This window comes from Ningiella ruwaisensis, from assembly GCF_004798935.1.
GTDB lineage: Bacteria > Pseudomonadota > Gammaproteobacteria > Enterobacterales > Alteromonadaceae > Glaciecola > Glaciecola ruwaisensis.
The window spans coordinates 231,476-245,330 of record NZ_RAHT01000005.1 but is presented as its reverse complement, the minus strand read 5'-3'; the positions used below and the strand labels follow the sequence as shown (position 1 = coordinate 245,330).

12 protein-coding genes are annotated in these 13,855 nt (G+C 42.7%); 6 read left to right on the top strand and 6 right to left on the bottom strand.

Annotated features, from left to right (window positions below; translation table 11 throughout):
- Positions 1 to 2 precede the first annotated feature (2 nt).
- From D6V41_RS12045 to D6V41_RS12025, 5 genes are all read left to right on the top strand, one after another.
- On the top strand, positions 3 to 917 hold the full coding sequence (locus tag D6V41_RS12045; protein WP_136251772.1) for an MbnB/TglH/ChrH family RiPP precursor modification enzyme: 915 nt from the start codon (positions 3 to 5) through the stop codon (positions 915 to 917).
- A gap of 49 nt (positions 918 to 966) precedes the next feature.
- Positions 967 to 1,854: an HvfC/BufC N-terminal domain-containing protein gene (locus D6V41_RS12040; protein WP_136251771.1), complete on the top strand. Its 888-nt coding sequence runs from the start codon at positions 967 to 969 to the stop codon at positions 1,852 to 1,854.
- A 34-nt stretch (positions 1,855 to 1,888) separates the two neighbouring features.
- Positions 1,889 to 2,320 carry a DoxX family protein gene (locus D6V41_RS12035; protein WP_136251770.1) on the top strand — a complete coding sequence of 144 codons (432 nt, stop codon included), beginning with the start codon at positions 1,889 to 1,891 and terminating at the stop codon, positions 2,318 to 2,320.
- Positions 2,321 to 3,100: 780 nt separating this feature from the next.
- On the top strand, positions 3,101 to 3,514 hold the full coding sequence (locus D6V41_RS12030) for a hypothetical protein (RefSeq protein WP_136251769.1): 414 nt from the start codon (positions 3,101 to 3,103) through the stop codon (positions 3,512 to 3,514).
- Complete coding sequence (locus D6V41_RS12025) at positions 3,429 to 4,838, top strand: hypothetical protein (protein WP_136251768.1); 1,410 nt, start codon at positions 3,429 to 3,431, stop codon at positions 4,836 to 4,838. The genes D6V41_RS12030 and D6V41_RS12025 overlap by 86 nt, the downstream gene beginning before the upstream one ends.
- A 407-nt stretch (positions 4,839 to 5,245) precedes the next feature.
- On the opposite strand, the gene D6V41_RS12020 is transcribed toward D6V41_RS12025, so the two are convergent.
- The 6 genes from D6V41_RS12020 to D6V41_RS11995 form a co-directional block, all read right to left on the bottom strand.
- Positions 5,246 to 6,547 carry a hypothetical protein gene (locus D6V41_RS12020; protein WP_136251767.1) on the bottom strand — a complete coding sequence of 434 codons (1,302 nt, stop codon included), beginning with the start codon at positions 6,545 to 6,547 and terminating at the stop codon, positions 5,246 to 5,248.
- 8 nt (positions 6,548 to 6,555) lie between these two features.
- The gene (locus tag D6V41_RS12015) at positions 6,556 to 8,109 is read right to left on the bottom strand and encodes a serine hydrolase (protein WP_136251766.1); all 1,554 of its coding nucleotides are present in this window, start codon (positions 8,107 to 8,109) and stop codon (positions 6,556 to 6,558) included.
- Positions 8,110 to 8,427: 318 nt separating this feature from the next.
- Positions 8,428 to 9,297, bottom strand: coding sequence for a bile acid:sodium symporter family protein (locus tag D6V41_RS12010; protein WP_136251765.1), 870 nt, complete (start codon positions 9,295 to 9,297; stop codon positions 8,428 to 8,430).
- Positions 9,298 to 9,299: 2 nt separating this feature from the next.
- Positions 9,300 to 10,046 (bottom strand): SDR family oxidoreductase, encoded by a 747-nt coding sequence (locus D6V41_RS12005; RefSeq protein ID WP_136251764.1) that lies wholly within the window; start codon positions 10,044 to 10,046, stop codon positions 9,300 to 9,302.
- Positions 10,047 to 10,116: 70 nt separating this feature from the next.
- Positions 10,117 to 11,178 carry a phosphotransferase family protein gene (locus D6V41_RS12000; RefSeq protein WP_136251763.1) on the bottom strand — a complete coding sequence of 354 codons (1,062 nt, stop codon included), beginning with the start codon at positions 11,176 to 11,178 and terminating at the stop codon, positions 10,117 to 10,119.
- A 20-nt stretch (positions 11,179 to 11,198) separates the two neighbouring features.
- Positions 11,199 to 12,419, bottom strand: coding sequence for an acyl-CoA dehydrogenase family protein (locus tag D6V41_RS11995; RefSeq protein WP_136251762.1), 1,221 nt, complete (start codon positions 12,417 to 12,419; stop codon positions 11,199 to 11,201).
- Positions 12,420 to 12,737: 318 nt separating this feature from the next.
- On the opposite strand from D6V41_RS11995, the gene D6V41_RS11990 reads away from it, so the two are divergent.
- Positions 12,738 to 13,841: a transporter substrate-binding domain-containing protein gene (locus D6V41_RS11990; RefSeq protein ID WP_136251761.1), complete on the top strand. Its 1,104-nt coding sequence runs from the start codon at positions 12,738 to 12,740 to the stop codon at positions 13,839 to 13,841.
- The last annotated feature ends 14 nt before the right edge of the window (positions 13,842 to 13,855 follow it).

Below are 13,855 nucleotides of genomic sequence, written 5' to 3'. Positions count from 1 at the left end.
CAATGAATACACGTAAGCCCGATGCCATGATAGGTGTCGGGCTTCGTCATTTACATTATCAGGATGCACTTGAGCATGACAATAAGCAGCTGCCGATAGACTTTGTGGAAGTGCATGCCGAAAATTTTTTCGCAAAAGGTGGCATCACACGCGCTTTATTAAATGATGTGCGAGAGCGTTATCCGTTGAGTATTCATGGCACATCGCTTGGTTTAGGTTCTGAAGTTGATGTGCCAGAGAAGGTTTTAAACGCATTCGCTGATTTGGTGAATACAAGCGAGCCGATGCTGGTTTCAGAGCACTTATGTTTTAATCGTGCGAAAGTAGAAGGTCAAGTTTTACATTCAGGCGATTTACTGCCTATCGCTTATAATAAAAAGTCTCTGGCACAAATTGGCGCAAATATTCTACAGGTACAAGACGCTATAAAACGGCCCATTCTTATTGAAAACCTCTCAGCTTATGTTTCAGCAAATGCGCTCGACGCATCTGCAAAAGATACCATGACGGAGTTTGAGTTTTTAATAAATATGTGTGAGCAAAATGGATGCAAACTCTTGTTGGATTTAAATAACCTCATCGTCAATGCGCTTAATCAAAATGCGCACGAAACGAATTCTAAATCAAGACTGTCGCAAGATGATTTGTTAAACGCACTCAGTGAGCGTTTAACGCAACTGCCACCCTCGCTGGTAGGTGAAATTCACTTGGCAGGCTTTAGCGAGCAACAGGTATCCGGATTTATCGTAGATGATCATGGTCAGGCGGTTTCTCAGCAGTGTTGGGACTTATATAAGCGCGCTTTACAGCATTTTGGAAACGTAGCTACCCTTATTGAATGGGACTCAAACCTTCCTCCTTGGTCAGTTCTGACAGAGCAAGCCAGAATAGCAAGGCAGTGTTGCAATGCTTTGTAATGCAGCTAAGGTCGTTATTTACAAAAGAGGCGGAGAATAGGCGCTTATTATGAACTACCAAGAGCAGCTCATTCGCGCTATCTTTCGTCCTGTTTCTGCAAAGCCAGCGAAAACCCCCACTGAAATCCGCTCGAAAACGCAAGCGTTAGGCAGTCCTGAAGCGCGATTATCTGGCATGACTGATGGTCTAGATGTTTATCGAAACAACTATTTTGAAAATGGGATAAGGGCGCTTTCTATCACATTTACATCCGTTTTTAAGCTAATGGATGAGAGTAACTTTCGCGCGCTGTCAAAAGAGTTTTTAAACGCTTACCCCAAGACTGAATTTGATTGGGCGGATTATGGTGAGGCTTTTCCTTCGTTTATGATGTCCCATGCCAATTTAGCCCAAACACCTTATTTGGCAGAAGTCGCAGAGATGGACTGGCATATTCACCAGATTGCAAGAGTTCAGGATCTTAGCTTTGATGCAGATTCTTTTAATTTATTGCAGTCAGTGCCTCCGGACGAAATAGCTTTTAAAGCGGCTCCTGGCTTGAGTATTAAAGCATTTTATTTTCCTGTTATTGAATTACATCATCTTGCTCACGATGAGCGCTTGCAGCAGCCCGGCGAGCGTCGAGACGTTTTTATGGGTAATTTAAATAAATTGATGCACGACGCAATTAAATCCGATGTACCTCGGTCTATTTTGCTGTGGCGCCCCGACTATAAAACCGAAATGCATCAGCTCAATGAACTCGAGCTGCAAACGTATCGCTTACTTATAAAGGGAAAAAGCATTGCCGAGACTTTTGCCTTATTTGCTGATGACTTTACTAGCGATGATTCAACTAACGATGACGTGAACGAATATGCATCGCGAGGCTTTGAAACATGGTTAGGTGAGCAAATATCGCAACAGCGCATTTATGGCTTGCGCCGCTTAGACTAAATTTGCGCTAGGCGCACTAACATCGGAATTGTTTATGAATACGCTCATCGGTACGTATAATCGTATCTTCGGCCTTTTAGGTCACTTAGATATACCCGCATTATTGGCAAGCAGGCTTTATGTAGCATGGGTCTTTTTTAAATCGGGTTTAACCAAGCTCAATGACTGGGAAAATACCTTGCTTTTGTTCGAATATGAATATGCAGTGCCATTGCTGGACTTCCAAACAGCTGCTTACCTTGCTACTGCAGGAGAGATTATCTTACCGATTTTGCTTGCCTTGGGTTTATTTACGCGAAAAGCCGCCATTGGATTATTTATAGTCAACTATGTTGCCGTAATAAGCTTAGAAGATATTCCCGTTGCTGCGTTATATCTGCACTATATTTGGGGTTTGATGTTAATGGCAAACATTGTGTGGGGCGCAGGAAAAGCAAGCAGTGATTATTTCCTAAAAATCAAATAAGCTAGGCGCTTCGTACAAGCTTAAACATTCGTACAAAGCAAAAAAAGGAATTAATGATGGCGTTGTTGTCTTCAGTAGCAATTTTTTAGGCGTAACGTTTGTCAAGGACGCTTAACATTGAGTTTGTGCGTGAATTTGGCAACAGATTTTATTATAGGGATGCGACGCAGCTACATTTCCTCAAGTCCGAATTACTGCGTGGGTTCGCAATCGTACTCATGCAATCGTACTCATGCAATCGAACTTGCCATAATAGGCGTTTCACATTTTGCAAGAGAAATAATTAATGGGGTTTGGAAGCCTGCAGAGAAGTGCTTACCGCTTACTGGTTTACTTAGGGGTAAGCCACTTATATGACAGAAATTTTTGAAGCCCGCGATAAAAATGCTCGATAAAGTTATTGCCGAAAATCTTGAAATGAATGGACTCCCTCTAACCTTACGAAGTGATCTTTCAAAGTCACAATATTAATTGTAAGTCACCCATGCTCAATTAAAAAAACCGAATGTTTGCGATTCTGTCTCCGATTTGCGTCAATTGAAATAAGCAAAACTGTTCTTTAGAGTATCCGTGTCAAAAATTGCGTAGTTGGCACTCTATAAGGCTCTTGTTTAGTGCGTCGGTTTTTGAGTAGAGGTGCATTTTTGCATGTTAAAGCTAATCTGATGAGCTTAAATACCTTAATCATTTTTATAATAACCGGAAACAATTACTCCCATGAAAACAAAATTAAATTTCTCTTTGAGAGTGCGGCTGAGCGCAGCCGTATTGATTTATATAATGTCTTTGTACAGTTTTGCACTAGAGACGACAACAATCAGCGTAGCTATCACATCTTCATCTGATGACGTAGAAGAAAGTAATGGAACGTTAGATTTTACCAGCAGTGATTTAGAACTCTCCTTTGAGGGCAACTCACAGCAAACGATTGGTTTAAGATTTAAAAATGTGAAGGTCCCGCGCAACGCATTGATAGAGAACGCTTATATTCAGTTTACGATAGATGAAGTATCAACCGGCAGCGCTTCGTTGAATGTTGAAATCGAAGATTCAAGCGATGCACTACCTTTTTCAAGTGCTAGTCTTTTGTCAGATCGAGACAAAGTCAATGCATACGTTGGACGTTGGATGGTGGCCCATCGATTGGAAAAATATAGGCCAGTCTTCAAGCAGTCAGCGTACCCGAGACCTTAGTTCACTTATTCAAACGGTAGTAAATCGTGGCGATTGGCAGAGCGGTAATGCAATGGCTTTGTTTATTTCTGGCAATGGCACTCGCACCGCTGAATCGTACGACGGCTCTTCTACAGATGCGCCTAAACTCGTGATAACTTATTCGGCAAATGGCGAAGTTGAGCCTGAGCCTGTTCCAGAGCCGCCTTTAGCATGCAACGACATTGAAAACATCACCGGCAGTATTGACGGTGTTGAACCTGAATCTATTTCACACCTCCCTGTTGTAACAGACGCCAATGGTAACCTTTATCGCTTAACGGAAAGCACTAAAAGCGATGGCAACAACCCGCGGATGATGAAATCAACTAATAATGGTAAGTCATGGAATGAAGTCGATAAAAGCAATCGACCTGATATTAGAGACTTAGAAGGCGTCTATCAGACTACTGATGGCACGACTATCTATTATTCAATCAACACTGGCAAGCGGACTTGGTTTGTATCGTTCAATATGAGCGCTGCTAACTCAGAGAAAGACAAATGGAACCAAGAGGAAGAGGTCGCTGATGACTATGCTAAGTCGAGCGTACAGTATTCCAGCCTTGCAAAATTAGAGAATGGCGATTTTTGGATTTTCTATTCGTTTGTTGAAAATGATAAACAGCAAATTGCTTACAAAAGACGCATAGGAGAAAACGATTACAGCTCTGAAAAACGTCTTGATGGCTCAGATAAATCATGGACTGGCCCACGCGCGCTGTCTGTCGGCAATACAGTTTACGTTTTTTACAAAGATGAGGACACAGATCGTCTAATGATGAAGACCATATTCGAAAATGGAAATCGCTCAGACAGTGTTCGTTTAGACAATAATAATACTAGCAAAGTACGCGTGCCTCACATCCACCCTCAAGCCTACGAGTTAAATGGCGAGAAAATTATTAGCATCGCTTATGCCGACAGAAATGATCAACTAATACAAGTCAACATTACTGATAATAAAGCCGGCGATAATGTGCCTTTAACCTCTCAAGATGTGTTGCAAAATCCGGAAATAGTTCGCAACGAAGGTACTGTAGCGACCATCGCAAAAACTAGCGATGCTCTTTATTACGCATGGACTGATGATAATACCGGGGATATTTTGTATCGCAAACAAGATATTGCCTCTGGTAGTTTTTCAAATACTGAGATTTTTTGGGATTCAGGTACAAATATTGCCTGGTATTTATACTGTTCAGTGAAGATTCGAAACGAATGTCCTACTCTTGCTTGCTCATTTGATGTAGGTCCGCATGAAGACGACGTAGGCGATATAATATACTTGGAAAAGTCACTGTAAAACGGGCGATTTTAGAGCGATTTATCTCTCCCTAAACGACAAATGAGTGTTACTCGGAGCTAAGAGTAGCGCTCACTCTTTACACTCAAGGCATCGTAGTTTATTAATACAGTAGTCGCCTTTACTGAATAAGTTAAGCCAATTTTTTACTTTTTTCAGGATCAAATCTACCATTTCTTTCCCTTCCCCGTTCCGACTACTTTGTCGTCAGTGATGGTTGCTTTTTTTCGGCGACAACATGATGACAGTTGCAAAGATTGCTAGTAGTTCATCACGCCATAAAGTTTTGACTAGCCGAGGGGAAAGAAATTTATGTGATGCGAAAATACTCCTCTTAAAAAGTGAAGTATGCTTAAACGAACAGTATCAGGCCTTCGCTACGATGACGCACTTCTTCAAATAAACGCTTAGTGCTCGGCCTTATACAATACAGGTTTGCTGATGCCGTCTTCTAACAACTGCTCGCCTACAATATATATCTGACTTTTATCTCGTTTATGGTTGGCTCCATACAGTAAAAAGCGACCGTCAAACTCGGTCGCCGGATAGTTGACGACAATGTTGGTACTTAGCTCTCTGATAAACCAGTAATAGTCTGACTCGCGTTTTGTTTTGCCAAAGCCAACTAAAATCGGAACCTGCTCAGGGGCAATCACCAAACTGATATAGCTTTCGGGAAGTTGAGGCTCAAACTTACCCAAGTAGTCAAGTTTTGAGCGCCCGGATACCGATTCTTCTAGCTTATACAAACCGCCACTTGCCACGGTAAAATAAGTAACGCCCTCAAGGGTTTCGGTTGAGGCAACAATACCGTGATTTCCTAATCCATTTGCATTCCAATAGTCAGGCATTGGGTGAATATCCAAAATGGCTAAATCGGTATTTAACTCTACTAACACAACGCTGAGCTGATCTTCGATGTCCTTTTCAACACGCGGTACAAAAATGTGTCCGCGTTTATCAATGATAAACTTTCGAGAAAAATGACGAGGAAAGGAGCCGATTTTTATGGCGCTTGAAAGCTGGGAAACCGTGTCGTATTTATACAACACATGGTCCCAAAAGCTTAAGGCAAAGATAAACTGCTTATGTTTTTTGATTGCAATGATACTTTCTTCCGTTTTAAGCAGCAGTTCCCAATTATCATCGCCTTTATGCATGCGCCATAAATAACTTCCACTTTGAGAAAGATTTGACTTATCCATTCCCATACGGTCATGAGTCGCAAAATAAATAAAACCGTCATCGTCGGCAATAAAATCAGTTTGCAAACGCTTTTGAGATAAGCCTGTTTCGTAAACCCCTTCTTGTTTCAATTGACTTACGGCATCTGAATGGCGCTTTATTTGTTGCGTTTTAGGGTCGATTGAGATCACAAATGCCGTATTATCAACTGCCTGTATGCTTGATAAACCAAGGTAAACCTCGCCTTCATCATTTATTCCTACACCGTTCCATACAGCCGTGTTGTTCAAATCTTCAGGCAAGGGAATATCTCGCAATTTAGGGGGGGTGAAAAAGCGTTCACTGTTGATAATATTAGTATTTTTCGCGGTATCTGCTTCCTCGGCTTGTATACTAGCGATATCTTGCTTGCTATCCGAGCAAGCCGATATGAAAAAGCCAAGGAGCAATAAACATGCGAACGAAGGCAACTGAGAAGTAGGCTTCAAAGTCGCGATTTGGTAAATGGCTTTTCCGATCTGCACCTTTTGATCTACTCTACTCGTTGAAAATACATATCTCGCCATTCATGCCGGCTTGACATATTTACGCTGAAGGGATGAAGCTTGGCCCCGATGATATTTCGTTTAACATCCAAATCAAAATGCATGAAGGCATCATTTGCTGCATTTTGGTTATCCCATACTATTTTAAAGCTTGTATCCTGAAAGGGCCTTAACTTGCCAGTAAGTGACTTCATGCGGGTAGAATGAATTCGAAGGGCACCGTCGTCCGATGCGCTACTTGATTTACTAATAATAAGTGAGCCATACCAGGCATCTTTGTATTCACCAATAATGCTTTGTTCATCAATACTGGGCTTGGCCAGGGCTTTGGGCGTCTCAAGCCTTGCGAGATACGCTTGCTCGCGCTCATCCTGATAATCTTGATAGGCTTTTATCCAGTCCGCTTGCTCTTTGTCTATATCAACAAACATTTTTAATATCGACTGCATCACAGCGCCTCGCGCACCATAATTAGAGCCATTATTCAGAACAACAGCGCCTAACTCAAGTTCAGGAATAAGGGCAACGTAAGCTTGATAGCCTGAAAGTGTGCCGGTATGAGAGATATGTTTATAGGGCCCGTAGTTTGCCAGTCGCCAGCCAAGACCGTAAGTTCTAAAATGAGTGCCGTCCCACTCGGTGTCGGTATCAGATACGCTCAAAATGGTATGGGCTTGCCACATTTTATTCAGTTGTGTTTTTGAAAAGGGTAGAGGGTCTACAGTGAGAAGCGCATTCAGCCATTTAGCCATATCTGACGCATTGCATACCATTCCGCCAGCGGCTGCCGACATAAGGGGCTTGCCATCAATCGCGTTGCGGGGAATAGGATAAATTCCCCGCTCATCATTATAGCCATAAGCCATTGCGCTTTGCTCTAGCGCCTTTTTAGGCATGTCTCCGGCAAAGCAATTCATCTGTAGCGCTTTGAAGATGCGCTGATCAACAAAATCTTCAAAGCGCTGCTGCGTGACAGCCTCAACCACTTCGCCAGCTGTGATATACATTACGTTACTATAGGCATACTGCTCCCGAAAATCGTAATCTGGCGTCAAATACTTAAGGTTGTGTACAACTTCGTCGCGAGAAAAACCGCTTGGTTCTGGCCAGATCATGCTGTCACCTGCTCCGCTAACCAGCCCGCTTTTATGAGTCAATAAATCTTCAATGGTAAAATTCGCCGTTGCGTAACTGTCTTTCAGCCGAAAATCAGGTAGATAATCAATCACCAGGTCATCCCACTTAAGCTTGCCTTCATCTACCAGTATGGCAAGTGCTGCTGCGGTGAAGGCTTTAGATGTTGACGCAAGACGGAAGTAAGTTTCTGGCTCTACGTTTGTAGACTGCTCAATATTTGCTTGCCCAAAACCTTTTGAATAAATGAGCTCCTGTTTGTGAACAATAGCAATGCTCATTCCGGGCGTGTTAAAAACGTCCATGGCACGCTCGGCCACTTCATCAATTTTATCGGCGTCGAATTGTGCTAATGCCTGGGAAAATCCCATCACACCCACTGCCAAGCAAAGAAGAGCACGTTTCATGAATAGTAAGTACCTGCGTTACTTTAAAATCTAATGGATAGTTTGCTGAATATTAGTGCTATGTGCAAACAAGTTTGAAATAAAACTGTAATCTAATCACATACCAATGTTTGAAACCACGAAATTTTAAAATGCTTCAAGCCAATCAATTAGCTCGGTTAGGTCGTGCGCCATTACGAAGACGAGCTTACGTGATTAAAAGTGTCCAAAGGCATCCATGCCTTTGGACACTTTTAATCACGTAAGCTCGTCTTCTTACTGGCACGCATAACGCTAAGGACTTAGTTGAGTATTCTTCATGCAAATAAAAGACTTTATTCAATTTGCCGTGGTTTGCAGGGATTTACGCTTTGCAAAGACCAACAAAAATGCGCCAAGATACATTACAACGCCGTAAACGCCACTTGCGATGGCATAGGCTGGTTCCTGAATAAACGTAACTGCAATGAGAATAGACAAAGTGGCGTTTTGTGTGCCGATTTCGATGCCAAGCGTTACACCGTCTTTATCGGAAAGTCGCCAGATTTTGGCAAGCAATACACCTAGCAAAGTGGCACCAAAGTTCAGGCTCATCACATACATAAAAACAGACGGAAAGGCTACTATCAGCATGTTTCGCTCTTGATAACTAATAATGCCAATTAGCAAAATCATAAAAATAGTAGAAAGCGCTCTAAATTTAGGCTCGGCGCGCCTCGCCGTTTTTGAAAAGTGAGCGCGAACTATCATCCCAAGCACTACAGGAACTATTGAAATAAGAATGAGACCAATAGATGTGTTAAGCAATGAAAAGGTCTTTGCCTGCCCCAGCGTAAAGTAGTCCATGCTGAACTTGATTAAGAAGGGTGTAGTGAACACACAAACCATGGTGGTTATTGCTGTTAGCGTAACTGAAAGCGCCAAATTGGCTTTGGCAATATGACTGATCAGGTTTGAAGTGGTGCCACCGGGGCAAGCTGCCAAAATCATTAAGCCAATCGCAATTTCTACCGGTGCATTGAATATGGCTGCCAAAGCAAATGCAAATAGCGGCAATAGTATGAGCTGCCCGAAAAGACCAACTAACACCGGCTTTGGCATTTTGAAAAGGCGAGTAAAATCGCTTACCGCCAAAGATAAACCCATGCCAAACATAATCAGCGCAAGTACGGCGGGTAAAACGGCTTGAGTAAAAATCGTGGCTTGCACTATTAGCTCATCTTTTTAAGCCAAGACAAGGGCGCGATTTTAAGTACATACTGCAGAAATGCCCAAGGCCATGCAGGTACGTAAGCGTTGTCGCCTTCTTTTTCGATAGCCTTTACAATCGCTTTGCACCCTGTTTCGGTATCGACCATAAAGGGCACTTTCTCAACCTTTTCGTTTATCTCACTTCGGATAAAGCCGGGGTGGATTGTGGTAACTTTAATAGGTGTATTCATCAAATCAATTCGCAAGCCTTCGCTTAGTGACGACAGTGCCGTTTTCGTTGCAGCGTAAACATTTAGCGCACGCCTGAATCCTCTGACTGCACTGATTGAGGATATTGTGACCAGGTGGCCGGCATTCTGTTGACGAAATATCTCTACTGCTGCTTCGCACTGCGCCAACGCAGAAACAAAGTTTGTAATAGCTGTTTCTTTATTGGCTTTAAAATATCCAGTACCAATAGATGCGCCTTTACCCATGCCGGCATTTACAATCACGCGATCTAGCGTGCCCAGTTCGTCTGTAAACTCTCTGAATACGCGAAAAACATCGTCGTGATTATTCACATCCAGTGATTTTATCAAAACAGTGATATTGGGATTCAGGCTCTCAAGCTCTTGTTTTAGGCTTTCAAGCCTTTCAACTCGGCGAGCACAAAGCGCCAGATTCCGTCCTTTTTTGGCAAATTCGATTGCCATGCCTTTACCAAGGCCGCTGCTTGCGCCAGTGATTAAAATATTTTGTCTCATGGAGCCTCTGATTGTTTTTGTTCTATTTTTATTTATTTAATTTGTTGCTTAGGGGCCTGTAACTTCGTCGCTAACGTTTAATAATCTTTTTACAGCGATACAGTAAATAATGCACAAAAATCCACAAATTTTTGTAAGCAGGGTTACGGGTTTGCTTATGATGGTAACGATAGTAAATTTGTTGAACAATCGCGGCTAAACGAAAGAGTCCATAGACTTCATAAAAATCGAAATCTTCGGCTGCCAAATTTTGTTTTTCGCAGTAGTAATCAATGACTTCCTGTCGCGTCATCATTCCCGGTATATTGGTGGGTTGGCGCTGCGTTTTGCGCGCCATAAAATCATCATCCTCTTGTACCCAATAGGCTAAGCTATTGCCCAAATCCATCAGCGGGTCGCCTAATGTTGCAAGCTCCCAATCGAGCACACCAATAATATTGCTGATATCTTTGCTATCAAGCACTAAATTATCAAAACGATAATCATTGTGGGTAATGCAAATTGTTTCCTTGGCAGGCAAATTATTTTCCAACCATCGCATCACTTTTTTAGCTGAAGGAACATTCCACGTTTTTGCTTTGGTGTAGCGGGAGATCCAGCCGGATATTTGTCGCTGGGTATATCCTTCACCTTTACCGATGTGGTCAAGCGATGCTGCTTTATAATCAACATTGTGCAGTTTAATTAATTCATCTAATGCAACTTCACACAGCGTTCTGGCTTGTTGCGGCGAGATTTCAAGTCCTCTGGGGAAATGTTTTCTTGGAATAATCCCGCTAAGTTTCTCCATAACATAAAATTCAGCGCCAAGAATGCTCTCATCATCCGTATATCCAAGCATTTTCGGCACTTTATCGTAGACGGGTTTGAGCGCTTTTTGTAAACGGTACTCGCGGCCCATGTCGTGAGCACCTTTTGCTTTTGTTCCTTTAGGCGGACGCCGTAAAATCATGGCACAATTGTCAAACTCCAGGCAATAGGTCCAATTTGATGCGCCGCCTGAATATTGAGTAACACGCATATCGCCTTCGATGTCGCCAACATTTTCGTCAAGCCAAGCGCGAAGTGGCGCAATATCAAGCTCTTCTCCGGGTCGAACTTTGCCTGCCGTGTCAATAAGCTTATTTGTCATGTGCTGTGCTCTTATTATGTTTATTTATATTTTTTCAATTCCAAGCGAGACACCATACCCATATGTACCTCATCAGGTCCATCCGCTAACCTCAATGAGCGAGCGCCAGCCGCTAAGCGAGCAAGCGGAAAGTCATTACACATACCGCCACCGCCGTGCATTTGCACTGCCATGTCGACTACGTCTTGAAGCATGTTTGGAACCACTACCTTGATGGCTGAAATATCGACCATCGCATTTTTAACGCCCAAATTGTCAATTTTCCATGCGGCCTGCAAGGTTAATAATCGAGCCTGTTCAATTGCCATCCTTGCCTTAGCGATACGCTCTTTGTTTCCGCCGAGTTCAATAATAGGGCGTCCGAAAGCCACTCTAGATACGCCCCTTTCTATGGCTAACTTAAGCGCTTTTTCAGCCATGCCAATAGCTCGCATACAGTGGTGTATACGGCCTGGTCCTAAGCGACCTTGTGCAATTGCAAAGCCTTTGCCCATACCAACCAGTAAATTTGATAAGGGCACGCGCACATTTGTTAATTCCATTTCACCATGCCCAAACGGTGCATCATAGTCGCCGTAAGCGGTAAGCATGCGTTTTACCGTAAGTCCTTTTGCGTCAAGGGGAACAATAACCATGCTATGTTGGTTGTGCTTATCATTTTCAGGGTTTGAAAGCCCCATAAAAATCATCACTTTTGCATTGGGATGACCTAATCCTGTTGACCACCATTTTTTGCCATTAAGCACAAGTTCATCACCGTCCTGCTCAATGGTTGCCTGCATATTCGTTGCATCTGATGAGGCCACATCAGGCTCGGTCATGCCAAATACTGAGCGAATTTCACCGTTTAAAAGAGGGCTAAGCCATGTTGCTTTTTGCTCATCGTTACCAAAATGATAAAGCACTTCCATATTGCCTGTGTCGGGAGCGTTACAGTTAAATATCTCAGGTGAGAAAAGAATTTTTCCCATTTCTTCAGCAAGCGGAGCATATTCTGTGCAGCTAAGCCCTTGAGCAAGTTCTGAATCGGGCAAAAATAAATTCCACAGGCCGGCGTCTTTCGCTTTTTGTTTAAGGGGCTCAATGGCAGGGTGTACTTGCCAATTCTGCCAGTCTCCACTTGGATTAAGCTCTTCCGTTTCTGAATAGACTTGGGATTCAATGGGCTCGACATGCTCTTTCATAAAAGCTTTGAGTCTTGCCAGGTAGTCTTGAGTGGTTTGGTTGTAAGCAAAATCCATAATGGTCTCTTTTTGTTACTAACGGATTAATTGTATGAGATGAATACTAGTTCATTATTAATCAATTCAGAAATGAGTTTATGTGTGAGCATGGTATTAATTTCAGTGATAATTCTTTATTGAGAAAAATCTGCCTTTGATCAGGAATGAATTTCACAGTGCTAGAAATAGGGCGCAAGTCAATCAACTAGCAAGCTCGCATTTTCCGAAGGTTTGGGTTTTAAAGCGCCTTGGTTTAGACTTTGCTTGTCTTGAAACAAATCATAAATAAATCACTAACGCAGTATTTTTTTCTAAGTCGCAGTATTAAGGGAATGTATGAAACAGTTTTTATTGCTAATCATCAGCTTAACGTTTGCATGCTCAAGCGCCACCAACGCGCAATCAACCGACACGTCTGAAACGTCTGCTCAAACGCCAAAAGAGTCGCAAAGCTTGTTGATTGGAACAAAAGTCGCGCCGCCCTTTGTGATAGAAACAGATGACGGTAGCCTTGAAGGGATTTCAATCGAGCTTTGGCGAGACATTGCCCAAGAACTCAATATCAATTATCAATTTCAGAAAGATGAGTTGCCTGCATTGATTAATGGTCTTAGCACCAATAAGTACGATGCGTCTATTGCGGCAATTACGGTAACTTCTGAACGAGAAGCTTTGGTTGATTTTACTCATCCCTTTTATACAACCGGTTTGGCGATTGCTGCAAAATCCAGTGAGCAAAGCTGGACAAGCGCTATATCGCGGTTTTTTTCGTGGGAATTTTTTGCAGCGCTGTCGGCGCTGTGTTTGTTATTGCTAGGGGTTGGAATGCTATTGTGGCTATTTGAACGCAAGCATAATAAAGAACAGTTTGGTGGTAGCACGGTAGAGGGTTTGGGCTCAAGTTTTTGGTGGGCCGCCGTTACAATGACGACCGTGGGATATGGCGACAAGGCACCAACAACCCTGGGCGGGCGCCTTGTAGGCTTGGTTTGGATGTTTGCCGCAATAATAATCATCAGTAGTTTTACAGCTGCAATTGCCACCAGCCTTACCGTTAGTAAGCTGAGCACTAACATCAATGATATTGATGACCTTTATGGTGCTAATGTCGTTAGCTTAAGTGACTCAGCTAGCTCTCGGTATCTAACGTCGTTAAACATTAAGCACAAGCAAGTCAATAGTGTTATTGATGCCTTACGCCAGCTCGAAGAGGGGAAAATCGACGCAGTAGTTCACGATAAACCTATCTTACAGTACATCTCTAAAACCGAGTTTGACGGTGAAATCTACATATTGCCCGGAGAGATTGAAAGGCAGGATTATGCGATTGGATTACCAACCGATAGTGCCCTTCGAGGTGATATCAACGAAGCGATGCTTAAGATTATTGAAAGCGGTCGCTGGGATGAGATTAAAGCAGCTTATTTAGATGAAAACTAACTTGCATCAATATT

Coding starts and splice junctions, on each gene's coding strand:
- D6V41_RS12045 (WP_136251772.1), top strand. CDS start 3: ATGAATACACGTAAGCCCGATGCCATGATAGGTGTCGGGCTTCGTCAT.
- D6V41_RS12040 (WP_136251771.1), top strand. CDS start 967: ATGAACTACCAAGAGCAGCTCATTCGCGCTATCTTTCGTCCTGTTTCT.
- D6V41_RS12035 (WP_136251770.1), top strand. CDS start 1,889: ATGAATACGCTCATCGGTACGTATAATCGTATCTTCGGCCTTTTAGGT.
- D6V41_RS12030 (WP_136251769.1), top strand. CDS start 3,101: ATGTCTTTGTACAGTTTTGCACTAGAGACGACAACAATCAGCGTAGCT.
- D6V41_RS12025 (WP_136251768.1), top strand. CDS start 3,429: ATGCATACGTTGGACGTTGGATGGTGGCCCATCGATTGGAAAAATATA.
- D6V41_RS12015 (WP_136251766.1), bottom strand. CDS start 8,109: ATGAAACGTGCTCTTCTTTGCTTGGCAGTGGGTGTGATGGGATTTTCC.
- D6V41_RS12005 (WP_136251764.1), bottom strand. CDS start 10,046: ATGAGACAAAATATTTTAATCACTGGCGCAAGCAGCGGCCTTGGTAAA.
- D6V41_RS12000 (WP_136251763.1), bottom strand. CDS start 11,178: ATGACAAATAAGCTTATTGACACGGCAGGCAAAGTTCGACCCGGAGAA.
- D6V41_RS11995 (WP_136251762.1), bottom strand. CDS start 12,419: ATGGATTTTGCTTACAACCAAACCACTCAAGACTACCTGGCAAGACTC.
- D6V41_RS11990 (WP_136251761.1), top strand. CDS start 12,738: ATGAAACAGTTTTTATTGCTAATCATCAGCTTAACGTTTGCATGCTCA.